The organism is Pseudomonas sp. OVF7, from assembly GCF_030644265.1.
Lineage (GTDB): Bacteria > Pseudomonadota > Gammaproteobacteria > Pseudomonadales > Pseudomonadaceae > Aquipseudomonas > Aquipseudomonas gorinensis.
Window position 1 is genome coordinate 2,384,679 of the sequence record NZ_CP128996.1, and the last position, 23,830, is coordinate 2,408,508.

The following is a 23,830-nucleotide window of genomic DNA, read 5'->3' on the forward strand; positions in this document are numbered from 1 at the left end:
CGTGACACGTCATTCACAGGAGAATCCCATGCCACCCACCGCCACGTTAGCGGCCGTCAGCCCACCGCGCACCGCCAGGAATGGCCTGGCGCTCACCGCCGTATGCCTGGTCGCGCTGATGTTCGGCCTGGAAATTTCCAGCGTGCCGGTCATCCTGCCCACCCTGGAACAACAACTGGGCACCGGCTTCCAGGATGCCCAATGGATCATGAACGCCTACACCCTGGCCTGCACCAGCGTGCTGATGGCCGCCGGCACCCTGGCTGACCGCTTTGGGCGCCGACGCATGCTGGTGCTGTGCCTGTGGTTGTTTGGCCTGGCGTCGTTGGCCTGTGGGCTGGCCGAGGATGCGTCGCTGCTGATCACCGCGCGGTTTGTCCAGGGCATCGGCGCCGGTGCGATGATGATTTGCCAGTTCGCCATCCTCTCGCACCTGTTCCGCGAACCCGCAGCGCGGGCACGGGCCTTTGCAATATGGGGGGTGATTGCCGGCGTGGGCCTGGGCTTCGGGCCGATGATCGGCGCATTGATCCTGGCTGTGGCGGATTGGCGTTGGGTGTTCCTCGTGCATGTGCCGCTCACCCTGTTCACCTTGGTGCTGCTGCGCATCAGCGTGCAGGAGTCCCGCGACCCGGCCGCCCATCGCCTGGACATCGCCGGCATGCTCACCTTGACCGTGTCGGTGTTTGCCCTGGTGTACTTCATCACCCAAGGCAGCGAGCACGGCTTCGGCACACCCGCCATGCTCGGCTGGGCGGCTTTGTCGGGGCTCGGTTTGCTGCTGTTCATCACGGTCGAGCTTCGCAGTGCGCACCCGATGTTCGACTTCTCGGTGTTCCGCATCCAGCGTTTCAACGGCGCGTTGATGGGCTCGATCGGCATGAACTTCAGCTTCTGGCCGTTCATGATCTACTTGCCGTTGTACTTCCAGGCGGGCCTGGGTTACGACACCTTGACCACCGGCGCCGCGCTGCTCGCCTACACCCTGCCGACCTTGCTGGTACCGCCGTTGGCCGAGCGCCTGGCCCTGCGTTATGGCGCCGAACGCATTATTCCGCTGGGCCTGGGCCTGATGGCCGCAGGCTTCCTGGCCATGGCCGCGGTCAACGCGGCCGAGCACCCACGTATCGGGCTGGTGCTGCTCAGTTGCGTGATCGCCGGCGTGGGCCTGGCGCTGACCAACTCGCCCACCACCAACACCACCACCGGTTCGGTGTCGGCCGACCGGGCGGGCATGGCCTCGGGCATCGACCTCAGTGCACGGCTGATCACCCTGGCCCTCAACATCGCGCTGATGGGGCTGGTGCTGTTGCTGGGGATCAGCCATCGACTGGCCGAGGTGTTGCCTGCAACCACGGCAATGGATTGGCCGGCTATCAGCCAACACATCGCCGCAGGAAAGTTGCAGTCGATGGGGCTGGCATTCAACGATGCCCAGGCGGCCCTGCGCCACGGCGCCGGTTGGGCGATGTTGTTTGCCGGGTTGGGGGCTGGTGGGTTGGCGATGCTGAGCCGGTATTTTTTCCGACGCGGCGGCTAAACGAAAACGGGCCTGCAGATGCAGGCCCGTTTGTAGGAGGATGAAAAAACGGTCAGCCGTTGATGACAGCGTTTTCGTTTTCCAGGAATTCCTGTTCCAGCGCGTCTTCATTCACTTTGTTGATTGGCTGGTTTTTAGCGGCAGCGCGGGGCTTGCCTTGCAGTTTGCCGAACAAATGTTCCAACGCATGATCCAGTTTGGCCGCTGCACCGTCGATCGCCTGCTCCAGGGTATCGGCCTTATGCAGTACCGAAAGCGGTTGATGGCCCTTTGGCCGTGCTTCCAGGCGGCAACTTAAATCGTGGGGACCGGGCTTGTCGCCGTTCTCATCCCGCAGGTAGACCTCAACGCGGGTCAGGTCCTCTTCATAACGTTCGAGCGTGCTTTCAATGGTATTACGTACCCACTCCTCCAGTCGGATGCTGCTTTCAATATGGTTATCGCTATTGACTTGGATTTGCATAGTTCTTCCCTTATTTCAGCTAGCTCGCGAGAGATCACAAACTGCAACACCGGGGTGGTGAAACCATGACCTCTTGATTACACAATTGAGCACTCAGAAGAACATTTCAAGCCCTTTGCAAAGATAAATCCTACATTACAAATTAACCCTGACTACGAGCAAAAACACTGGTAGGGTGGGGAGTTAGTTACATCTTCTTACCTCCCCGCGATCGTTATCATTGCCCCTCTCCCCATGGGTGCAATCCGCGAAAAATCCCCCCCAGTATCGAACGTGTTCGTCGTGGTGATCGGGCTGATTGCGCTGTCTGCGATCATTTTCTCGGTATTGCCCTGAAACGACGCACAGCACGCCAGCACACCACAGCACAACGGCGGGAGGGGCTTGTTTGCGCTGACGGTGGTTCAGCCGAGTATTCATTGGCTGATCCACCGTCATCCGGAGCAAGCCCCCTCCCACATTCTGATTTCAACGCCTGGGAGGCCGCTGTACGGCACGCCCCTTGCTGTATGGCTGATGAGGCAAACGGATGTTGTGAAACCTCAGCGACGGAGTGGCCGGTGGTCAGGCAACGCGAACTAATCCAGACGCCGGTCGTCAATGACTGCATGTTCTTATCAGGCGGTAACGCACCATGGACAACCCTTTTCAGATCATCACCGACACGTTCACCCCTCAATACCGGGTCAACCTGAGCATCCAGCGGCTGGATGGCAGCATCATGCTCACCCTCTCCAACGAGAAGGGGGTGGTGGCCAAGCGCATGATCAGCGCCGAACAACGCAACGACCCGCAACGGCTCAAACGCCTGGTGCAAAGCATCCAGTTCGGCATTGCCATCGAGCAGGGCCATAGCGCCATGGAAATCCTGGCGGTGATGACGGACGGGGACAGTCACAAACTATTGCAGCGACCGCCCACCCGTGCCCTGCCTTTCAGCATCGGGCTTTAAAGCTCGCCCTTCTCGGTTTCCAGGTTCGCCTCGCCCTTGCGACGCGGGCCTTCGACCTTCACCGAAGGGAACGCCGACGAGGCATAGCGCACCACCAGGATCGAGAACGCCAGCAGCAGAATCCCGCCGCACAGGTAGATGATGCCGATGTCCGGCGGGTTGTGGTGGGACACGTTGGAGATCAACAGACGCGTCAGCGCGGTGATCGCCACGTAGATCAGGAAACGCACCGGCATGTGGTTGGTCTTGAAATAAATCCCGACCATGGCCCCCAATTCCAGGTAGATGAACAGCAGCAAGATGTCATCGATCTTGATGTGCCCGTTCTCCAGCATCCCCAGGAACTCCATCACCGCCGCCCAGGCGGTCACCGCACCAATGGCGAACAACGCCAGGTAGTGGAACGACTCGACAAACAGATTACCCAGGGACTCGGCCAGCCCATGGACGTTCTGGCGCAGCTTTTCGGCCCAGTTGAATTTCACGATGATACTTCCTTAGGTCGGTTCGACCGGATAATGCGGGTTGGACATGACGGTTGTTCTGCATGCAGAAAAAAGGCCAGGGTAGGCATGAGATGATGGCGGGGTGACATGAGGCACGTCATTCGAAAACGGATTTATCAAGGCCACTGAGGACGGTAAACCCTGGGATGTTTCCAGCAAAATCCCGGCAGGTAGTCAGAAATTTCCGTTGTAGCAATCTCCCACTTAGCAGCTACATTAAAAATCCTGCTATCCAAACCCGCGCGTTTGGCATATGCTTTTCGCTGTATATAGATACAGTAGTAGCAAAAGACAACTATCGTGAAGGCATGTGAGGTGGTGAATGGCCGTCGAAGTGGTATACCGCAGCAGCCGAGATCTGGAGCGTTTGTTCATGGATAAAGCCGAAGCTGACCGTCATGACAAGATGCTTGAACTCGCCGAGTTGCTTGCAGAAGTGTTGCAAAAAGCCGTGCCGTCCCTGAGTGAGCAGCAGGTTGAAGAGGCCGGGATCTACATGGCGAAGAACCGCGATGTATTTGCCAAGGCGTTCAAGAGCCAGCCGGACGCGTTGTCCGAGTTGCTCAACGCCGCGGCGGAATAAAGCCCGAATTGAACAGGCCCTGAATCATCGATTCAGGGCCTTTTTAATGCCTGGTTATTGGTAGAGCAGGCGCTCGGCCAATTCGTCCGCCACCCGTGCCGGGGAGCGTTTTTCGGCCTGGGCGTGGGCGAATATTTCGGTCAAGCGCGTGCCGATGTTCGACAGGTGTGCGGTGATGGTCGGCAGCTCCGCGCCGCCGTGCTTGAGGGCAACGTAGATCAGGCCGCCGGAGTTGATCACGTAGTCCGGGGCATAGAGGATGCCGCGCCCTTCCAACTGGTCGGCCACTTGCAGGTTGGTCAGTTGTGCGCTGGCGGAGCCGGCCACGGCGGCGCAGCGCAGTTGGCCGACGCTGGTGCGGTTGAACACAGCGCCGAGGCCGCAGGGCGCGAGGATGTCGCAGGGCGTGCTGAGCAAGGCGTCGTTGGCAATGGGGTGCGCGCCGAGTTGCTCCATGGCCAGTTGCACCTTGCCGTGGTCGATGTCGCTGACCAGCAGTTCGGCGCCAGCGGCGTGCAGTTGTTCAGCCAGGGCGAACCCGACATTGCCCAGGCCCTGGATCGCCACGCGCAAGCCCTCAAGGTTGTCGCTGCCCAGGCGCGCCATGGCAGTGGTGCGAATGCCGGCGAACACCCCCATGGCAGCATGGGGCGCAGGGTCGCCGGCCGCCGTGGTGCTGGTGACGAAGCGGGTGTGTTGGGCAATGCAGTCCATGTCGGCCACCGACGTGCCGCTGTCGATGGCGGTGATGTAGCGGCCATTGAGTTGCTCGATGCACCGGCCGAAGGCTTCGAACAGCGCCGCCCGGCTTTCCACATGGGCGGGGCGCTGGATCACGGCCGTGCCGCCGCCCACCGGCAACCCGGCCAGGGCGGCCTTGTAGCTCATGCCTTGGGCCAGGCGCGCGGCATCGGCGACGGCCGTTTCGTCATCGGGGTAGGCAAGGTAGCGACAGCCGCCCAAAGCGGGTCCCAGGCGGCTGTTGTGGATGGCGATGACCGCCTTCAACCCCGTCACCGGGTCAATGCTCAGGTGCAGCGATTCAAGGCGGTAGCTGTGCATGAGAGCAAACATCGTCGAGCTCCCGAATCACGTCTGGTGTCGCCAAGTATAGGCTTGCGGTAGAAAACTGCCGAAGTGCACTGGAATAAGCCGCCCGGTTTTGCAGGCCCTGCGACATAAGCAGATAGGATCCTTCTCAAGCCACTGGACGAAAATTCACAGCAAGGCTAAAACGGAGGCATCCGTCGGAGAACGCAATGAAGCCGCGCCAAGCTTTTTTCGCCTGCCTGGAACGTTCACCCCCCGCGCTGTTTGAAGCAGCGCTGTGGATTGCTGCCGAACATGACCCGGCGGTGCAGCCGTTGGTGATCCTGCAGGACCTGATCTCGCTGGAACAACAGGTGAATGTGGGCATGCCCATGCTACCGGCGGATGAGCTCGGTCAACCGCTGCTGCGGCGCATGAATGACCTGGGGTTCGCCCAGGACGAATTCACCCCGCTGCGCCCCGCTGCTGCCTTGCTGGACAAGGTGCTGCAACGCAAGCGCGGGCAACCGTTGGCCATGGGCCTGATCGCGATGGAGCTGGCGCGGCGCCTGAATATTCCCATGGTCGGCGTCAACTTCCCCGGCCACTTCCTGCTGCGAGTCCCCGGCGCCGATCACCTGCTCGATCCGTGCGGCGGTCGGCGCCTCTACCCCAATGATTGCCGCGAGCTGCTGCAACGCCAATACGGCCCCAACCTCAAGTTGCAATCAGACCACCTGCACACCGCCGAACCCCGTTCGATCCTGCAACGCCTGTCACGCAACCTGCGCCAACTGCACCTCTCCAATGACGATCCGCTGGCGGCCCTGGTCGACGCCGAACGCGTGCTGGAACTGGGCAATGCCAGCGCCGCCGACTACCTGGCGCGCGCCAGCCTGTACCAACGCCTGGACTGCCCCAGCGCCGAACGCTTCGACCTGGAACATGCGCTGCTGCTCAGCGAAGACCCGATCCAGCGCCTGCGCCTGACCGAGCGGCTGGGGCACCTGCCCCCCAACTCCGTGGTGCATTGAACACCCTCTTTCCAGGAACACACTGTCCTGTGGCGAGCGGGCTTGCCCTAATGCCGTTCAGTTAAGGCTTTTTTGTAGGAGCGAGCTTGCTCGCGAAGAACTCACAGGCGCCGCGTTCACTCAGGAAACACGCGTTATCGTTGACGTTTTTCGCGAGCAAGCTCGCTCCTACAGAAGGCGATGTACGCTTAACTGAACGGCATTAGGGCTTGCCCCGCGTTGGGCTGCGCAGCAGCCCCAATAAGAGCGCTGCAGTGTGCCAGGCAGCTCCGGGACTGTGTTTTGGGGCTGCTGCGCAGCCCAACGCGGGGCAAGCCCGCTCGCCACAACAAGCCCGCTCGCCACAGTGATATTGCTCGCTGTAAATGCAGTATCGGGCTGGCTATCAGTGATTTAGGGGCCACCAGTGCTCTGTACAAGTCTCAAGCGTCATGGAGTATCAGGTTGGTTCGCCGGATGCGCCTGCACAAACGCCGGATGTTGCTCCGCCAACGCCGCCACTCGCCCGATGCGCGAGTACGCCGCCAGCGGGACCTTGAAGCGCTGCGCCGCGTACAACTGCGGGATCAAGAACACATCCGCCAGCCCCGGCTGCTCGCCAAAGCAAAAACCCTGATCGCCAATCAACTGCTCGACGGCAGCCAGGCCCTGGCTGATCCAATGACCGATCCATTCCAGCACTTGAGCCTCGTCATGCCCCCACTGGCGCAGCAGGTTCTGGGTACTGGAGTTGTGCAGCGGGTGGATATCGCAGCCGATGATCGAAGCCACCGCGCGCGCATGGGCACGGGTCGCCAGGTCCTGCGCCAGCAGCGGCACCTGTGGATAACGTTCCTCCAGGTACTCGATGATCGCCAGGGATTGAATCAACAGCTCGCCGTCATCCGTGCGCAAGGCCGGCACACGGCCTTGCGGGTTGATCGCCAGGTACGCGGGCTGGTGATTGGCACCGCCAGGCGGCACCAGCAGGTTGACCGGTACAGCGCTGTAATCCAGACCCTTGAGGGCCAGGGCAATACGCACCCGGTACGATGCGGTGGAGCGGTAGTAGGTATAAAGTTCCATTGCCCTGCCCCCCTAGCGCGCCGCAACCACGGTGCCACGGCATTCGCCAAACCCGATGGACGCAAAGCCTTCGCGGCTGCAGCGGGCGCGCAGGATGACTTCGTCGCCGTCCTCGAGGAATCGGCGCACTTCGCCGGAAGGCAGTTCGACCCCTTTCTTACCGCCCTCGGTCATCTCCAGCAGGCTGCCGAACTGCCCGGCTTCGGGCCCGGACAACGTGCCCGAACCGAACAGGTCACCGGCCTGCAACTGGCAGCCGTTGACGCTGTGGTGCGCCACCAATTGCGCGACGGTCCAGTACATATGCAGGGTGTTGCTCAGGGCCAGGCGATGGGCTGGCAGGTTGTGTTCGCGCATCGCGGCCGTGGTCAGCAGCACTTCCAGTTCGATATCGAAGGCGCCCGCCGCCTGGTCGCGTTGATCCAATAGGTACGGCAACGGTTGCGGGTCACCCTCAGGCCGCGCCGGTTGTGCCTTGCGAAACGGCTCCAGGGCTTCGGCCGTGATCACCCAGGGCGAGATGCTGGTGATAAAGCTCTTGGACAGGAACGGCCCCAGCGGCTGGTATTCCCAGGCCTGGATATCCCGCGCCGACCAGTCGTTGAGCAGGCAGAAACCGGCGATGTGGTCTGCCGCATCGCCAATGGCAATCGAATCGCCCATCGCATTGCCCTGGCCGATCCAGATACCCAGCTCCAACTCATAATCCAGGCGCGCGCAGGGACCGAATGTCGGCTCGGCCTGGCCGGCTGGCAAGGTCTGGCCTTTGGGACGACGCACGTCGGTGCCGGAGGGGCGAATGGTCGAGGCGCGGCCGTGATAACCAATCGGCACGTACTTGTAGTTGGGCAGCAAGGGGTTGTCGGGGCGGAACAATTTGCCGACATTCTGCGCATGCTCGATGCCGACGTAGAAGTCGGTGTAGTCGTTGATCTTCGCCGGCAAGTGCATCTGGCAATCGGCGGCGCGGTGCAGCACTTGGGCCTCACGCGCTTGCAGCGGGCTGCCCTCCCCCAGTAATTCCAACAGGCGCTCGCGCAGGGCTACGCGCGGGCCACGGCCCAGTTCGAAGAAGGCATTCAACTGTCCGCCGGTGGTGGCATCGACGGCGCGAAGCGCTTCGCCGTCAAACGCATCGCGCACGGCCAGCAGGTCGAGAATACAGTCGCCAATCGCCACGCCACTGCGCGGTGCCGAGCCATTGATACTGAACACGCCCAGCGGCAGGTTTTGCAGGGGGAAGTCGCGGTGACCATTGGCACTGGCGACCCAGCTGCGGGCAAGCGTTGGTTGCGTCATGGGTTATCTCCGGTTCGGGTTGAAGGTGGCGGGCAGCGAGGCCCAGCACGCGTCATAAGCGGGTTGCAGTTGCGGGCATTCCAGGGCGAACTGGGTCGGGCGCAGCACTTGGCTGGTCTCGAACATAAAGGCCATGGTGTTATCGATCTTGTGAGGCGCCAGCTCGACATTGATGGCCTTGGTGCAGGTCTCGCCATCCGGGCCGTGGGCGCTCATGCAGCTGTGCAGCGATGCACCGCCGGGCAGGAAACCGTCGGCCTTGGCATCGTAGACGCCCTGGATCAGGCCCATGTATTCGTTCATCAGGTTGCGGTGGAACCACGGTGGCCGGAAGGTGTTCTCGGCCACCATCCAGCGCGGTGGGAAGATCACGAAGTCGAGGTTGGCCAGGCCATGCACACTGGTGGGCGAGGTCAATACGGTGAAGATCGACGGGTCGGGGTGATCGAAGCTCACGGTGCCGATGGTGTTGAAGCGACGCAGATCGTATTTGTACGGCACATTGTTACCGTGCCAGGCCACCACGTTCAGCGGCGAGTGGTCCAGCTCGCAGGCCCACAGTTCACCGAGGAATTTCTGCACCAGGGTGGTGGGCTGCTTGAGGTCTTCGTAATGGGCGACGGGGCTCAGGAAGTCGCGGGGATTGGCCAGGCCATTGCTGCCAATCGGCCCCAGGTCCGGCAGGCGCAGCGGTGCGCCATGGTTCTCGGCGACGTAGCCACGCGCTTGCGCATCCAGCAATTCGACGCGGAACTTCAGGCCGCGCGGCAGTACGACGATTTCCAGCGGCTCGACCTCCAGCACCCCCAGTTCGGTGGCGATACGCAAGCGGCCCTGCTCAGGCACGATCAACAGCTCGCCGTCGGCGTTGAAGAACACGCGCTCCATCGATCGGTTGGCGCGGTAGTGGTAGATGCTGATGCCCGCCGGTTTTTCCGACGCGCAATTGGCGACCATGCCGACAAGTCCCTCGATAAAGTCCGTCGGCTCGCTCGGCAGCTCCAGCGGGTTCCAGCGTAGGCGATTGGGCGTGACCGCCCCCAGCGGGCCACCGGCCAATTGCCGCTCCAGCTTGACGAACGCCGGGTGGTTGGCCGACGGCTGGATGCGGTACAGCCAGGTACGGCGCGCTTCGCTGCGCACCATGGTGAAGGCCGTGCCGGAAAACAGTTCGGTGTAGAGACCGTAGGGCGCTTTTTGCGGGGAGTTCTGGCCGACGGGCAGCGCGCCGGGCAGGGCTTCGCTGGCGAATTCATTGCCGAAGCCCGACAGGTATTCGAGGTTCATGGATCATCCTCTAGCGGAAGTTGTTTTTATCGTAATCCAGTTACGCATAACGTAATTTGATCACTGCCGACCGTCAAGCTATAAAGACGCCCACTCATCTCTCGGATTCCCGCCCCTCCATGGAAAAGCCCCGCGACACCGGTAAACAGAAAGTCCGCTCGGCCGAAGTGGGCACCGATATCCTCAAGGCCCTGGCCGAACTGTCGCCCTCCACCTCGCTGTCGCGCCTGGCCGAACATGTGCAGATGCCGGCGAGCAAGGTGCACCGCTATCTCCAGGCGTTGATCGCCTCCGGTTTTGCCGAACAGAACACCGCCACCAACCATTACGGCCTGGGCCGCGAAGCCTTGCGCGTGGGCCTGGCCGCCCTGGGCAGTATGGACGTGTTGAAAGTCGGCGCCCTGCCCCTGGCCGAACTGCGCGACGAATTGAATGAAACCTGCTTCCTGGCGGTGTGGGGCAACCAGGGCGCGACCGTGGTGCAGATCGAGCCGGCGGTGCGCGCCGTGACGGTGGTGACGCAACTGGGCTCGGTACTGCCGCTGCTCAGCTCGTCCACCGGGCTGGTGTTCAGTGCCTTCCTGCCGTCGCGGGAAACCGTCGAATTGCGTGAACGCGAGATCGAGGCTGGCATCGCCCATGCCCTGGCCGACGACCAGGCTTATGCCCTCACCTGCGAACAGATCCGCCAGCGCGGCCTGCACTTTGTGCATGGCCTGCTGATGCCGGGGGTGGATGCATTGTCGGCGCCGGTGTTCAACGCGGTTGGCCAGGTGGCTGCAGTGATGACCGTGGTCGGCCCCACCTCACTGTTCCACGCCGACGAAGATGGCCCGGCGGCGCAGCGCTTGCTGGCGGCGACCCGGGCCGTGAGTTGGCGGATGGGCTACCAGCCCTGAGCTAGTCGTGCCACTGGGCCAGGGCAAGTGCCAGGCGGTTCTCGAGGGCGCGGATGGGGGCTGCGTCGCTGATGTAGTTATTGCTGATCATTGAAAACACCAGGCGCCGTCCCTCACTGTCGGTAATGTATCCGCTCAGTGATGACACACCGCCCATGGAGCCGGTCTTGGCGTGCAGGTTGTTTTCGGCGGCGGTGCCCCGCAGGCGATAACGCAGGCTGCCGCCGGTCATGCGCTCGGCATTGCCGGCAATCGGCAAGGCGTTGTACCAGGCGTCGAACCAGGATTGTTTCGAAGCGGCCAGCAACAGGTCGGTGAGATTTTGCGCCGACACCAGGTTGCGCCGCGACAACCCGGAGCCATCCACCTGGCTGAGCGTCGCCGGGTCCATGCCCTGGCGCTGCATAAACGCCGCGACTGCCGCCACGCCCGCCACCGCCGTGCCCGCATTGGAGGTTTTGCGGCCCATGGCCTTGAGCAGAGCTTCGGACATGTTGTTGTTCGAAAGCTTGAGCAGCGGCGTGATCAAATCTTGCAACGGCGCCGATCGATGCTCCGCCAACAGCGTCGCCGTCGCTGGGCTCGCGCCCCCGAACACACGCCGGCCTAGCACCTGGATACCCTGCTGCGCCAGCGCCTGCTCAAACAGATTGGCCACCAGTTGCGTCGGTTCCCACACACTCACCCACTGCCGGCTTTGCTTTCCCGGCGCCAGTGCACCGCTGAGTTGCAGCAGGTTGGTGCCGTGCTGGCGAGTGATGGCGTAGTTGTTGCCCGCGCCGCTCACCGCACGATTGCTGAGTTGCACATAGTCGGTGGCCGGGCTGATCGACACACTCACCGGCTGGCCGGCACTGAGCGGCGCCTTGGCGGTGACCAGCAAGGTGCCGGCATCAAAATCCGTATCGGGTGACACCGTCAGCGCCGAAATCTGCGCACCGTAATAGGTGCTTTCGTCGTCCTGGGCCCAGTCGACGCCGAGGCGCTGGGTATCGAACCAGGTGTCATCGAACACCAAGTCACCCGACACCTGACGCACACCTTGGCTGGCCAACTGCGCGGCCAGGGCCTGGTAGTCGGCGAACTGCGTTGTCGGGTCACCCAGGCCACGCAGGTACAGGTTGCCGATCAGGCGCTCGCCCTGGCGGCGGCCGTCGCTCAACAGTTGCGTGGAAAACCGGTAGTCCGGCCCGAGCACGTCCATCGCCGCCGCCGTGGTCAGCAGCTTGAGGTTGGACGCGGGAACCAAGCGCGTGCGCGGATTGTGCTGGTAGAGCGTGGTGCCGCTGCGGGCATCGCGCACCATGACGGAAACCGTGGAGCCGTTCAGGGCAGGATCGGCCAGCAGGTGATCGAGTGTTGATGGTGTGGAAGGCGGCGAAACACTCGCACAGCCCCCCAGTAAAAAACTCACGTACAGCAGGTGTAGCCATCGCCCAAAGTGCATCAGTACTGTGTTCCGCAAAGCCATTAGTGGCCGCAACGCTAACAGCTCCGTACTCCTGTGGCGAGCGGGCCTGTCGTGGCGAGTTGGCTTGTTGTGGCGAGCGGGCTTGTTGTGGCGAGCGGGCTTGCCCCGCGTTGGGTGGCGAAGCCGCCCCAATAAGAGCGCTGCAGTGTGTCAGTCAGCTCCGGGGCTGAGTTTTGGGGCTGCTTCGCAGCCCAACGCGGGGCAAGCCCTAATGCCGTTCAGTTAAGGCTTTTTTGTAGGAGCGAGCTTGCTCGCGAAGAACTTACAGGCGCCGCGTTGATTCAGGAAACACGCGTGATCGTTGACGTTTTTCGCGAGCAAGCTCGCTCCTACAGAAGGCGATGTACGCTTAACTGAACGGCATTAGGGCAAGCCCGCTCGCCACAACAAGCCTGCTAACCCCAACAAACCCGCCAGGCTTTAGAACTCCAGGGTGCTGGACACCGACACCTGCCGCGCATCACCTATCGACACGAAGTAGCGGCTGGCCGCCGAGGTGTAGTAGGTGCGGTCGAACAGGTTCTTCACGTTGAACTGGAACTTGACCTTCTGCCCGTCGATCTTGGTGTCATAGGTGGCAAACGCGTCGGCCACGGTGTAGCCCGGCAAATCGAAGTCGTTGGCGGCATCGCCTGCGCGCTCGCCGACGTAGCGCGCTCCGGTCCCCACCCGCAACTGGTCGCCACCGAAAATAGTGCCGACGTCATAGGCCACCGACAACGAACCGGTGTGCCTGGCCACGTTTTGCAGGCGGTTGCCTTGCAGCGTCGGGTCGTTGTCCTTGACGTCTTCGGCGTCGGTGAAGGCATAGCTGCCGATCAGGCTCCACTTGTCGGTCAACTGGCCGCTGGCGTCCAGTTCCAGGCCACGGGAACGCACTTGCCCGGCAATGCTGTAGATCGTGTTGGCACCGGAGCCCACCGACACCAGCACATTGCGCTTGTCGATGTTGAACAACGCCACGCTGGCGGTCACACGCCCAGGTATGTCGAGTTTGGCCCCCAGTTCCCAGGACTTGGATTCCTCCGGCGTGAGGTCGCCGGTCAACGTGCTGCCATCGGCCAAGGCGGCGATGGTGGAGTTGGGTTTGAACGACTCGGTGTAGCTGCCGTAGAACGACAGCTCATCAGTGTAGCGATACACCAGGCCGGCCCGCGGCACCCAGGCCTGGCCATTGCCATCGGTGTTGGCCTTGAACGGCACGCCCTTGCCGGCGTATTGGTCATACATCTGGTAGCGCACACCGCCCACCAGAATCCACTGGTCGGTCAGGTGAATGGCGTCCTGGAAGAACAGCGAGTCGCTGCGCAACAGGTCGGTCTGGGCACTGTCGGCGGCGCTGACGGTGGTGCCCGCGACTTCGTTGCCATACACCGGGTTGTTGTAGTTGAACGTGCCGCGCGAGTTCTGGCGGATCAGGTCGGCGCGGTAGATCTTGCGGTATTCGTCATCCAGGCCGAACACCAGGTCATGCTGCATGCCCAGCACGTTCACCTTGCCTTCCAGGCTGGCCGTGGTGAAACGGTCGGTGGTGATCGCGCCCCGGGTGCCGTCCATTCTGCGGGTCAGGGTGCCATTGTCATTCACCGCGCTGACGCGCACTTGGCTGGCGTCGTAGGTTTCACGGTTCCAGCTGTAGCCGAAGTGCGCCTTCCAGTCGTCGTTGAGGTCGTGGTCGGCCTCGAAACGGTACAGGTCGGAACGGCCCTCCATGTTGTTGAACGGTTCGTCCAGGCGCCGCGTGGAGGGGATGTCCAGTGGGTGGTTGGACTTGTCGATCGCGGTGCCACGGTCGAACGGCGAGAGGAATTCACGGTGCTCATAGGCGAACAGCAGCTTGGTGGTGTCGCCGTACCAGGCCAGGGACGGCGCCACCAACGATTCGCGGTGGGTGCCGAAGTTGCGCCAGTAGTCTTCGTCTTCATGGTCGACGATCAAGCGATAAGCGAGGCCCGAATCACCGATGGGGCCGGTGGTATCGAGGTTGCCACCGCTGCCGTTCTTGCCATCGCCAAAGGTGGAACCGCGCACGGTCAGGGCCGTGGATTGGCTCAGCTCGGGCTTTTTGCTGACGATATTGACCACGCCGCCCGGGTCTTGGATGCCGTACAGCAGCGACGATGGCCCCTTGAGCACTTCAACGCGTTCTGCCGTGGCGTTCAGCGCGCGGCCCTGCACCACCGGCATGCCGTCTTGCATGATCGAGCCGTTACGGTTGTCGCCAAAGCCACGCAGCATTACCGCGTCCTGGGTGCTGGCCAGGGTGTTGGCCTGGGTGATGCCGCTGATATTGGCCAGGGCGTCATCCAGATTGCGCGGGGTCTGGTCGCGCAACACTTGGGCGGGTACGACGTTGACGGTCTGCGGGGTTTCCAGCAGCAAAGCATGGGAGCGCATCACCGAACTGGTGGGTGGAGGCTGGTAGCTGGTGCTGTCCTGGGCCTGGCCGACACCGCTGATGGTGGTCGCGCCGAGGTTCACCGCACCGTCGGTGGGCAGCGGTTCCAGGGCCAGGGTGCGCGCGTCGATCTGGCGGAAGGTCAAGCCGGAGCCGCCCAGCAAGCGTTGCAGGGCCTGGGTGGCGCTCATCGGCCCACTGACCGCCGGGGCGTTGAGACCATAGGGGGCTTCATCGGTGTAGATCACGCTGATGCCGGTCACCCGGCTGAAATCGCTCAGCGCCTGGGGCAGCGGCTTGGCGGCCTGGGCAAAGTTGAACTGGGCGCTTTGCTGCTCCTGCGCCTGCGCCACGCTCAAGGGCAGCAATGCCAGCCCAGACACCGTCAATACCGAGGCTCCCAGCCACTGTTTTACCCAACCGCCCGCCGTCGACTTCATGCTGTGAGAACCCGTGTAGAAAACGCTGTTAATGCGAATAGATCGCAGTTTCAAGCACTACACGGATGGGCTGTCGAAAAACCTCACATTTATTTGCAGATATTTTTTATTTATTGCGCCTGAATGCGGAAACCCATGCGTGGGAAATGCACATGCACGGTGCCAGCGCGTTCATCGGTACGCCGCAGGATCAGCTCTTCGCGCCCGACAAACCGCAGCTCGCCGGCCACCGGGTCAACGCCATAATCCGTGGCGCTGATCGTCACCGGCTGCCCGGCCTTGAAACCATTCAGGTCGTCGAACAGTTCATCGGGTAGCGCGGCTGGCGTGGCGTTTCGCGCCACCTCCAAGGCGTGCTCGGCAGTCATCTCACTGGCGGTGCCATGACCAACGCTCAGCACCCGCTCCAGCCAGGCCGCGACAGCGGGGTACGCATCCACCAGCGGCGCCGTCACCGTCGAGCCTTTGAGGAACCACAGCGGATGGGCCAGGGCGAAGTCGGCAATCGAAGGCTCACCGAACAGGAAATCCCCCACCGAGTGCTGCAACTGCTGTTCAATGCGACCGGCCAGCGCCGGCCATTGATGCAAGGCCACCTCCAAGGACACCCGCGCCGCACTGCCACCGCTGAACAGTTTGCTGCGGTCGTCCACCAGCACCTGGAGCAGGTGCGGCGGCACCTTGGCAAACTTGACCGCCAAGGATTCAGGCTGGAACACCAGCGCCACGGCGTGGGCGAATACCACCGAATCCGCCCAGGCCGCAAAGCCCTGGGTGACCAGTTCCAGGCCCTGGGGAAACAGCGTCGGTGCCGCTTTTTCCTGCTCCAGGCGGCGGGCGATCAAGGCGGTGTCGCAGTAAATATCGGCGCCGACCTGCAACACCGGCGTCTTGCGATAGCCCCCGGTCAAGGCGGTCAAATCAGGCTTGGGCATCACCGGCGAGATAAGCACCGAGCGCCACGACAAACCCTTGAACCCCAGGAGCAGGCGGGTTTTTTCAGCAAAGGGGGACTGCGGGTAGTGGTGCAGGATCAACTCAGACATGCCAGGCTCCGCTCAATGGAATGAACCGCTAGCTTAGCCCGCAAAACCGTACGTGGGGACGATGGGAACCCATCACTCAAATCAATGAACCACTCGCGGCCAGGCACTCCTTGGCACTTTTTTTCAGCTTCTTGATCAGCCGTTCCTGGCGCAGCGCCTCGCCCTTGCTCACGCACTGCTCGGTGTAGACCAACGCCACGGCGGGGCTGGACAAAAAGAACCGCGCGCCCTTGCCGCTTTGATGAGAAGCAAAGCGGCGCACCGGGTCGTTGCTGATGCCGCAATAGAGTGAGCCATTGGCGGCACGCACCAGGTACACGAACCAGGGTTTGGCTTGAGTGGGAGTCATCACGAATCGATTTCGGCAAACCAGAAGAGCGCTGATCTTATCAACGACCGGCCTGGAATGCCTTCAAGCCTTTGAGCGCCTGGGCGCGCACCGCGTTTTTCAATGCCGGCGACCAGCCCAGCAACAGCCCCTTGAGGCCCAGGGCCTGGCGCGACCAACGCCACAGGTCGAAATGGTCGTGGTGCTCGCAGATCTTGCCGTCGCGAAACACAAACCGCGCGCCGATGTCGTTGACCACGGTATTGCCGGTCGCGCTGAACAGGTAAGTCGCCACCCAATGCGCGCTGCCGGTGCGCTCATCGCTGCGCACATGGTCGAACGTCAGGGAAAAGTCCTTGGCCCGCGTGGTGAGCATGCGCCACATATCCCCGGCATCACGCCCACGCAACTCGCCGAACGCCGGGTCGCTGAAGATCACATCGTCGGTGTAGCAGGCGGCCATGGCTTCGGCATCCAGGCGCTGGAAGGCGCTGTAGAACTCGGTGATCAGGGCGTTATGGGCATCACTCATGGGCGGGGTCCTTTGGCGTCAGAAGAGTTGACGCACGATAAGCCGGTCGCGCCGCCAAGGCTACTGTCATTCACTGTGCAAATGAGTGGGCTTGCTTAATGCCAGTCAGTCAAGGAGGAACACTGTAACTGTGGCAAGCGGGCTAGCTGTGACGAGCCTGCTTGTCGTGGCGAGCGTGCTTGCTGTGGCGAGCGGGCTTGCCCCGCGTTGGGCTGCGCAGCAGCCCCAAAACCTCAGGCCGCCGTCCATCTGAAACAGCGCGGTGATCTTAGTGGGGCTGCTGCGCAGCCCAACGCGGGGCAAGCCCGCTCGCCACAGCAAGCCCGCTCGCCACGGGATTTGTCCGTTCTATCTCATAACTGGCTGGCATCAGGGCTTGCCTGGCCAACCTCAGGGCACCATCCCACTGCTGCGGGCGTAGGCGAACAAATCCACGTCAGTGGAAATACACAACCGGTTCATCGCGGTGCTTTTCTGCTTGCTGATCGTCGAGATACTCCGGTTGACCCGCGCGGCGATCTGGCTGACGGTCATGCCGCTGGCGAGCATGCGCACCACCTCGCGCTCCTTGCCGGACAATTGCGGCACGGCTTGCTGATCCCCGGTACCCGCCTCCACCAGTTGCTGACGCAGGCATTCGCTGATGAACGTCTTGCCGGTGCTGATCGATTGAATGGCTTGAGGCAACTCCCTGGCCGATGCACTTTTAGCAATGATGGCCCGGGCGCCGTGGGCGAAGGACGTGCGCAAGGTCGCGACGTTGGCGAACATGGTGACCAGAATCACCGGGAGCTCGGGGTGCTTGCGATGCATCAGGCTCAGCAGGCTATAACCATCGGCCTGCTGGTTACCCGGCATGGCGAAATCAGTCACCACGATATCGCAGGGTGTGCTGTCGATCAGCGCCAGCAATTGATCGGGCCCGTCGGCCTCGCCCACCACTTTGCAGCGACCGTTGGCTTCAATCACCACTTTTTGGCCGATACGTACAATCGGATGGTCGTCGGCAATAATTACTCGAAGCATTAGAACCACCATGATGGCAACTTGATTCGGGCAAAAATAGCGCCGGATGCAACCCGCAACAACCGGCAAAAACAGCAGCAGCAGCAGGTGGCCCAGCAATCTATGAGAGCAAGATTTTCACCTACAAAACAAAAAGAACACGGCTACAGAAAAAACCTACGCAAACCTTAATAAAAGTCCTACACATCAACACTAAAGAGCTTTCAGATATTCCACATAACGAACCAAGTCTTGCCGTAACCCAAACAACGCCCTGGCATGCAACGCCACCCCATCACGCGTCACGGCGCTGATCAACTGGATGCCGCGCGCCTCCAGCGGAGTGCCCCCCAGGAACGCCACGCTTCCGATCAGGCGGTGCAAGTGCTGTGCTGTCTGGTCCGCATCCACATGCGCCATGGCATGGGACAAGGCTTGCAAATCCTGGCGTACCTCCTGCACCAGGCTGGCCAGCATCCCATCCAGCACTTGCGCACTACCAAACAGTTGCACCAGCCTGGCGCGCGTCGGCCAATCCTCTTCTCGGGTGCGCGGCACGTCTGTCACCAGTGGGGTGCCGTCCGCCAACCAATACAGCAAGACATTGCGCAGTTGACCGAACGTCAGGGGCTTGATCAGCCAGGCATTGATGCCCGCGTCCAGGCATTGGTGGACTTCATTCGGCCCAAGGTTGGAGGTCAAGGCAACGATCGGTACGGGCTCGGCCATCGACTCACGCTCTCGACGGCGCACTTCACGGGCCAAGGCATAACCATTCATGACCGGCATCTGGCAGTCCGTGAGGATCAGGTCGAACGGTTGCCCATCGAGCGCGGCAAGCGCGGCCTGGCCATCACCGCAGGTCTCGCAGCCCAACCCCAACTGCTGCAGCATCGCGCTCATCATCATGCGATAGGCAGGATGGTCGTCGACTACCAGCACTGTGCAATCCTGCCAATGGGCAGGCGAGGCATTTGACGGCAGCGGATCATCCCCAGCGCCGTCGACTGGGCGAATGTCCGATGACATGACTACCTCGACTTACCGCAATGCGCGGGCCTGGATGGAACGCCCCTACAAAACAGGCATAGATCGGCGGCAGTGGCCCGCACGCCTATATCGGCAAGGCGAGCCATCCTGTTGAGAATCTTTTTTACTAATCAGAGGGAAGAAAATATTTGAAGCGAGGCGTGCCGGCGATACAACAACTACGAAAAGTTAATAAAACCTACACATAGACAAGCCCGTTCCGACATCAGTTATTGCACGTGCGCAAGATCCACTCACTCTCGTAATTGTTGTATTTGCGCCAACACCGACGACCGATAAATTGCGCCGCATCCCACGGAGAGGGACGACCAGCCATCACGCCGGTCGCTGAAAACCAGACGGCATCTCCTGTTTTCCTGCCGTCAGCAAGCCTTGCACCGGAACTTCAAAACATGAAAAAGCCCCTAGCAGCACTCGCCACTCTCGTCATGCTCGCCACCTCAGGTGCTGCGGTTGCCGCCAGCAGTGTGGACCTGACCGTCACCGGCCTGATCACCCCGACGGCTTGCACGCCATCCTTGTCCGCTAATGGCGTCGTCGATCACGGCAAGATTTCGGCCAAGGACCTCAGCCCGACCAACTGGACCGCTCTCCCTCCAGCCGTCTTGAAATTGGCCATCGCGTGCGACGCCCATACCCTGTTCGCTGTCCAGGCAACCGATAACCGAGCAGGCTCGGCCACCGCCCCGACCAGTTTCGGCCTGGGCTTCGTCAACGGTACGCAAAAATTCGGCCAGTACAGTCTGGAGTATGGGAACCCTGTCAACGGCGACGGCGGCCCCCTCTACCCGATTCTCTCGAGGGATGGCGGCCTGACCTGGATGAACAATGAAGATGCCAGCACCGGTCCTTTGGCGCTGGCGGGGTTTCGTGACACTCGATTCGGTCAACTGGGCCCTATCCCCCTGAAAAACGTCACTGCTGACCTGATGGTCATTACCTTTTTCAACCCCACCAACAGTTGGGACATGGGCCAGGAAGAGGTTGAAATCGACGGCCTCGCCACGCTCGAAGTCAAGTACCTGTAGCCGCAGGCATGAAGCGTACCGCCCTCCTCCCTGCCCTGCATGCCCCCCCTGAGTTGGCGGATCTCGTCATGAGCCATCCCGTTGAGAATCTTTTATTGATCAGAAGGGAAAATAGTTGAAGCGAGGCGTGCCGGCGATACAACAACTACGAAAAGTTAATAAAACCTACACATAGACAAGCCCGTTCCGACATCAGTTATTGCACGTGCGCAAGATCCACTCACTCTCGTAATTGTTGTATTTGCGCCAACACCGATGACCGATAAATTGCGCCGCATCCCACGGAGAGGGACGACCAGCCATCACGCCGGTCGCTGAAAACCAGACGGCATCTCCTGTTTTCCTGCCGTCAGCAAGCCTTGCACCGGAACTTCAAAACATGAAAAAGCCCCTAGCAGCACTCGCCACTCTCGTCATGCTCGCCACCTCAGGTGCTGCGGTTGCCGCCAGCAGTGTGGACCTGACCGTCACTGGCCTGATCACCCCGACGGCGTGCACGCCATCCTTGTCCGCTAATGGCGTCGTCGATCACGGCAAGATTTCGGCCAAGGACCTCAGCCCGACCAATTGGACCCGTCTCCCTACATCCGTCTTGAAACTGACCATCGGCTGCGACGCCCATACCCTGTTCGCGGTCCAGGCAACCGATAACCGGGCAGGCTCGGCCACCTACTCGAATAGTTTCGGCCTGGGCTTCGTCAACGGTACGCAAAAACTCGGCCAGTACGATCTGGAGTATGGGAACCCTGTCAACGGCGACGGCGGCCCCCTCTACCCGATTCTCTCGAGGGATGGCGGCCTGACCTGGATGAACAATGAAGAAGCCATCACCAGTCCTTTGGAGCTGCTGGGGTTTCGTGACAGGCCAACCGGTCGAGAGGGCCCTATCCCCCTCAAAAACGTCACTGCAGACCTGATGGTCACTACCTTTATCAACGCCACCAACAGTTGGGACATGGGCCAGGAAGAGGTTGAAATCGACGGCCTCGCCACGCTTGAAGTCAAGTACCTGTAGCACGCAGGCATGAAGCATACCGCCCTCCTCCCTGCCCTGCATGGGAGCCCCCCTATCGACGGTTGCGCCACACTGCCAGCGGCCGGCTTGCAGATGGTTCCCGTCTTCAATCAGGACGATTACCCATGGATAGATTCACCTCAGGCCTCGTGGCCAGCCTGCTGATTGCCTGCGCACCCGCGACTTTCGCGGCCAGCAGCACCAGTTTGAGTGTCGGCGGGACCATCACGCCCAGTTCCTGCACACCGACGTTGTCCAGCGGCGGCATCGTCGACCACGGCAAGCTGACGGTAAAGGACCTCAACCCAGAGCAGCCCACCCGCCTGCCAACCGGCGAGTTGCTACTGGAAGTCAATTGCGAGGCGGCCACCTTCTTTACCCTGACCACCGTCGACAACCGCGCCGGTACGTCGGCCATTCACCCCGCCAGCCATGGCCTGGGCACCATCAACGACGACCAAATGCTGGGCAGCGCCGCCTTCAGCCTGTTCGACGCGGTGGCCGACACTCAACCGGTGCACGCCATCATGTCCAGCAACGGCGGCAGCAGTTGGCGGATCTCGTCATACCTGGGCCATGCCGGTATCACAGCTTTTGCTGCCCCGGCAGACCTCTATACGCCCATCGCCATCAAGGTGCTGAACGCCCGCTTGAGCGCCTTCACCACCCTGGTACCGGCCAAGGACCTGCCCCTGGTGGACGAAGTGCCCATCGATGGCAGCGCCACCCTTCAAGTGAAGTACCTGTAATTCCCTGACCCTGATCCCTTCTACCAAGAATATTCCTCATCATGAAGACCACACTTAAAAGCCTGATCAGCTGTTGCTTGCTCGGCAGTCTTGCACCTGCATTCGCCGCCTCCACTGTCGACCTGAGCGTCAAGGGGTTGATCACCCCCAGCTCCTGCACACCCAGCCTATCGGCGGGTGGGCAGATCGATTACGGCAAGGTGGCGGCGAAAGACCTGAACCAGACCTCAACAACAAAGCTGGCAGAGAACCGGTTACTGCTGAAAATCGACTGCGAGGGCCCGACCGCCATGGCGTTCAAGCTCATCGACAATCAGCCGGATACCAGCAGTAATTATTGGTATTTGGGGCTGGGCCTGACACCGGCCCAAGAGAAGATCGGCCTGGTCCGTATCACCTTTGAAAACTCCACGACCGATAACCAAACCGTACACATCAGCGAGTCGGAAGACGGTGGCAAAACCTGGAGCCGTAACAATGGCCAAGGGTTTTACATCGGCGACTCACTGCATGCCCCCAGCAATCCGACCGACCCGACACAGCCTATCCCCAGCACGCACTTTGCGACCGACTTGAAGATCTATGCGGAGATTGCCCGTGCCGACGGCCTGACCCTGACAGAAGAAGTCGCCTTCCGGGCCAGCGGTACCGTTGAAGTCCATTACCTCTAAAACCCCCACAGGGATTTTGCCCGATGAATCGACCTATCCACTGTTTGGCACTTACCTTGCTCGCCTTGCACCTGACGCCCTCCTTCGCCAGATCCGCCGTGGACTTGGATATAGCCGGTCGCATCACGCCCCAGGCCTGCTCGGTTTCGCTGTCTGACAGCGGCCTGGTCGATTACGGCAAGATCCCGGCACGCACGCTGAACCTGACTGACTTCACCGTGCTGCCCAACCAGCAAATGGGGCTGAGCATCAGTTGCGAAGGCCCAACCCTGTTTGCCCTCACAGGCATCGACAACCAGGGCAATTCGTCCCCGGACCCGCAGGTGTTCTACGGCTTGGGCATGAACATCCATGCGCCGAGCGAACGCCTGGGGCACGTCAGTTTGTCACTGCGCGGCCCAGTGGGGGACAACGCCACCTTGCAGACCCTGACCTCGGCGGACAATGGCGCCACCTGGACACCCGAGCCCCACGCCTACCCACGCAAACTCATGGCATTCGCCCCGGCCGGCGTGCTGTTGCCCGGGCCCTTGCGCCAACTGGTGGCGAGCCTGCGGGTGGACACGTCCATCAGCCCGGCCAACACCCTGACCCTGAAAGAAGAAGTCCCCCTCGACGGTTCGATCACCCTGGACCTCAAGTACCTCTAACCCTCGCGAGTAATGACGATGTACAGCTCTTTATCAACCTGGCATTGGATCGGCCTTACCCTTGGCCTCTTGTGCGTGGCCACCGCCAGCCTGGCCGATGGCATGGTGCCGGACACGTCGGTGGTGCTCGTCTATGAAGCAGATGGCGAAGCCTCTGTGTCAGTGAGCAACACCGATAACAAAGTGGCCCTGATGCACGTGACCCTTGAGAACATCCCCGAGGACCCCGAAACCCTGTTGTTCGTCACCCCTCCCCTGAGCCGGGTCGAAGCGTCCAAAAGCCAGCTGGTGCGTTTCATCCTGCAAAGCCAGGAGCCGTTGAAGACCCAGCGCCTCAAGCGGGTGATTTTCGAAGGCATGCCTGCCCAGCAGGACCCCAACCGGGCCGGGCGCGCCCAAGTGGGTGTGACCGTGCGCCAGAACCTGCCGGTGATCATTCACCCCAAAGGCCTGGCGCGTAACCGCGAGCCTTGGCTGGGCCTGACCTGGCATTTGGACAATGACCAACTGAGCGTGCGTAACCCCACGCCGTACGTGGTACGCCTGGCCCAGGAGCTGCAATTGCTGCCTGGCAACGGCTCGGCCATGTTGCCGCGCACCTACGTGTTGCCAGGCGAAACACTGACGGTGACGACCAATGGCGCGGCAGCCACCACCGTACGCCTGCAACCGGCCACGGTGTATGGCTTTGCAGTACCGGCTCACGACGCCGCGATCAGCCTGTAACTCAGCGCCGCCCAGGGACGTAACGGCGCCAATAAAAACGAAGTGGCCACCCCTAAGGCCACCA

At 61.5% G+C, this 23,830-nt stretch carries 24 protein-coding genes; 11 read left to right on the forward strand and 13 right to left on the reverse strand.

The genetic code is table 11. The annotated features are described in order from the left end of the window. The first annotated feature begins 28 nt into the window (after positions 1-28). Positions 29-1,540: an MFS transporter gene (locus tag QU606_RS10850; RefSeq protein ID WP_304998375.1), complete on the forward strand. Its 1,512-nt coding sequence runs from the start codon at positions 29-31 to the stop codon at positions 1,538-1,540. 52 nt (positions 1,541-1,592) lie between these two features. Here QU606_RS10850 and QU606_RS10855 read toward each other — a convergent pair whose 3' ends face one another. Then, positions 1,593-2,003 (reverse strand): HPF/RaiA family ribosome-associated protein, encoded by a 411-nt coding sequence (locus QU606_RS10855; RefSeq protein WP_304998376.1) that lies wholly within the window; start codon positions 2,001-2,003, stop codon positions 1,593-1,595. A gap of 634 nt (positions 2,004-2,637) precedes the next feature. Between QU606_RS10855 and QU606_RS10860 the strand changes: the two genes are divergently transcribed. Then, the gene (locus QU606_RS10860) at positions 2,638-2,955 is read left to right on the forward strand and encodes a DUF3509 domain-containing protein (RefSeq protein ID WP_024073599.1); all 318 of its coding nucleotides are present in this window, start codon (positions 2,638-2,640) and stop codon (positions 2,953-2,955) included. On the opposite strand, the gene QU606_RS10865 is transcribed toward QU606_RS10860, so the two are convergent. Further along, positions 2,952-3,440, reverse strand: a complete 489-nt coding sequence (locus tag QU606_RS10865; RefSeq protein ID WP_024073598.1) for a phosphate-starvation-inducible protein PsiE — start codon at positions 3,438-3,440, stop codon at positions 2,952-2,954. The genes QU606_RS10860 and QU606_RS10865 overlap by 4 nt on opposite strands. A 343-nt stretch (positions 3,441-3,783) precedes the next feature. Between QU606_RS10865 and QU606_RS10870 the strand changes: the two genes are divergently transcribed. Beyond that, the gene (locus QU606_RS10870) at positions 3,784-4,044 is read left to right on the forward strand and encodes a YebG family protein (protein WP_003171979.1); all 261 of its coding nucleotides are present in this window, start codon (positions 3,784-3,786) and stop codon (positions 4,042-4,044) included. Positions 4,045-4,098: 54 nt separating this feature from the next. Here the strand turns inward: QU606_RS10870 and QU606_RS10875 are convergent, their stop codons facing one another. Then, a complete protein-coding gene (locus tag QU606_RS10875; RefSeq protein WP_024073597.1) occupies positions 4,099-5,118 on the reverse strand; it encodes a Glu/Leu/Phe/Val dehydrogenase dimerization domain-containing protein in 1,020 nt (339 codons plus the stop codon). 185 nt (positions 5,119-5,303) lie between these two features. Here QU606_RS10875 and QU606_RS10880 point away from each other — a divergent pair, with 185 nt between their 5' ends. Then, complete coding sequence (locus tag QU606_RS10880; RefSeq protein WP_024073596.1) at positions 5,304-6,107, forward strand: SirB1 family protein; 804 nt, start codon at positions 5,304-5,306, stop codon at positions 6,105-6,107. A gap of 429 nt (positions 6,108-6,536) precedes the next feature. Here the strand turns inward: QU606_RS10880 and maiA are convergent, their stop codons facing one another. The 3 genes from maiA to hmgA are packed head-to-tail and all read right to left on the reverse strand — an operon-like array spanning position 6,537 to position 9,758. Beyond that, on the reverse strand, positions 6,537-7,172 hold the full coding sequence (gene maiA, locus QU606_RS10885) for a maleylacetoacetate isomerase (protein ID WP_304998377.1): 636 nt from the start codon (positions 7,170-7,172) through the stop codon (positions 6,537-6,539). A 12-nt stretch (positions 7,173-7,184) separates the two neighbouring features. Then, positions 7,185-8,471, reverse strand: a complete 1,287-nt coding sequence (gene fahA / locus QU606_RS10890; RefSeq protein WP_304998378.1) for a fumarylacetoacetase — start codon at positions 8,469-8,471, stop codon at positions 7,185-7,187. A gap of 3 nt (positions 8,472-8,474) precedes the next feature. Further along, positions 8,475-9,758: a homogentisate 1,2-dioxygenase gene (gene hmgA, locus QU606_RS10895; RefSeq protein WP_024073593.1), complete on the reverse strand. Its 1,284-nt coding sequence runs from the start codon at positions 9,756-9,758 to the stop codon at positions 8,475-8,477. A gap of 119 nt (positions 9,759-9,877) precedes the next feature. Here hmgA and QU606_RS10900 point away from each other — a divergent pair, with 119 nt between their 5' ends. Continuing rightward, a complete protein-coding gene (locus tag QU606_RS10900; RefSeq protein WP_024073592.1) occupies positions 9,878-10,657 on the forward strand; it encodes an IclR family transcriptional regulator in 780 nt (259 codons plus the stop codon). Between the two features lies 1 nt (position 10,658). On the opposite strand, the gene dacB is transcribed toward QU606_RS10900, so the two are convergent. The 7 genes from dacB to QU606_RS10935 all read right to left on the reverse strand — a co-directional run bounded on the left by dacB (position 10,659) and on the right by QU606_RS10935 (position 18,906). After that, positions 10,659-12,104: a D-alanyl-D-alanine carboxypeptidase/D-alanyl-D-alanine-endopeptidase gene (gene dacB / locus QU606_RS10905; protein WP_041161104.1), complete on the reverse strand. Its 1,446-nt coding sequence runs from the start codon at positions 12,102-12,104 to the stop codon at positions 10,659-10,661. A 444-nt stretch (positions 12,105-12,548) separates the two neighbouring features. After that, positions 12,549-14,966 carry a TonB-dependent receptor gene (locus QU606_RS10910; RefSeq protein WP_304998379.1) on the reverse strand — a complete coding sequence of 806 codons (2,418 nt, stop codon included), beginning with the start codon at positions 14,964-14,966 and terminating at the stop codon, positions 12,549-12,551. 110 nt (positions 14,967-15,076) lie between these two features. Beyond that, positions 15,077-16,012, reverse strand: coding sequence for a glutathione S-transferase family protein (locus QU606_RS10915; protein ID WP_168232416.1), 936 nt, complete (start codon positions 16,010-16,012; stop codon positions 15,077-15,079). Positions 16,013-16,088: 76 nt separating this feature from the next. Further along, on the reverse strand, positions 16,089-16,361 hold the full coding sequence (locus QU606_RS10920; protein ID WP_304998380.1) for a GIY-YIG nuclease family protein: 273 nt from the start codon (positions 16,359-16,361) through the stop codon (positions 16,089-16,091). 40 nt (positions 16,362-16,401) lie between these two features. Then, complete coding sequence (locus tag QU606_RS10925; protein WP_024073587.1) at positions 16,402-16,872, reverse strand: nuclear transport factor 2 family protein; 471 nt, start codon at positions 16,870-16,872, stop codon at positions 16,402-16,404. Positions 16,873-17,262: 390 nt separating this feature from the next. Then, the gene (locus tag QU606_RS10930) at positions 17,263-17,898 is read right to left on the reverse strand and encodes a response regulator transcription factor (protein ID WP_024073586.1); all 636 of its coding nucleotides are present in this window, start codon (positions 17,896-17,898) and stop codon (positions 17,263-17,265) included. 192 nt (positions 17,899-18,090) lie between these two features. Next, positions 18,091-18,906 (reverse strand): response regulator, encoded by an 816-nt coding sequence (locus tag QU606_RS10935; protein WP_024073585.1) that lies wholly within the window; start codon positions 18,904-18,906, stop codon positions 18,091-18,093. Positions 18,907-19,319: 413 nt separating this feature from the next. Between QU606_RS10935 and QU606_RS10940 the strand changes: the two genes are divergently transcribed. From QU606_RS10940 to QU606_RS10965, 6 genes are all read left to right on the forward strand, one after another. Further along, positions 19,320-19,955, forward strand: coding sequence for a DUF1120 domain-containing protein (locus QU606_RS10940; RefSeq protein WP_024073584.1), 636 nt, complete (start codon positions 19,320-19,322; stop codon positions 19,953-19,955). Positions 19,956-20,334: 379 nt separating this feature from the next. Then, complete coding sequence (locus QU606_RS10945; RefSeq protein ID WP_024073583.1) at positions 20,335-20,970, forward strand: DUF1120 domain-containing protein; 636 nt, start codon at positions 20,335-20,337, stop codon at positions 20,968-20,970. A gap of 125 nt (positions 20,971-21,095) precedes the next feature. Beyond that, positions 21,096-21,719: a DUF1120 domain-containing protein gene (locus QU606_RS10950; protein ID WP_304998381.1), complete on the forward strand. Its 624-nt coding sequence runs from the start codon at positions 21,096-21,098 to the stop codon at positions 21,717-21,719. A gap of 41 nt (positions 21,720-21,760) precedes the next feature. After that, positions 21,761-22,390, forward strand: a complete 630-nt coding sequence (locus QU606_RS10955) for a DUF1120 domain-containing protein (protein ID WP_024073581.1) — start codon at positions 21,761-21,763, stop codon at positions 22,388-22,390. A 23-nt stretch (positions 22,391-22,413) separates the two neighbouring features. Further along, positions 22,414-23,040 carry a DUF1120 domain-containing protein gene (locus QU606_RS10960; RefSeq protein ID WP_024073580.1) on the forward strand — a complete coding sequence of 209 codons (627 nt, stop codon included), beginning with the start codon at positions 22,414-22,416 and terminating at the stop codon, positions 23,038-23,040. Positions 23,041-23,052: 12 nt separating this feature from the next. Next, entirely contained in the window at positions 23,053-23,766 is a 714-nt protein-coding gene (locus QU606_RS10965; RefSeq protein WP_081329152.1) for a fimbria/pilus chaperone family protein, read from the forward strand. Positions 23,767-23,830: the final 64 nt, after the last annotated feature.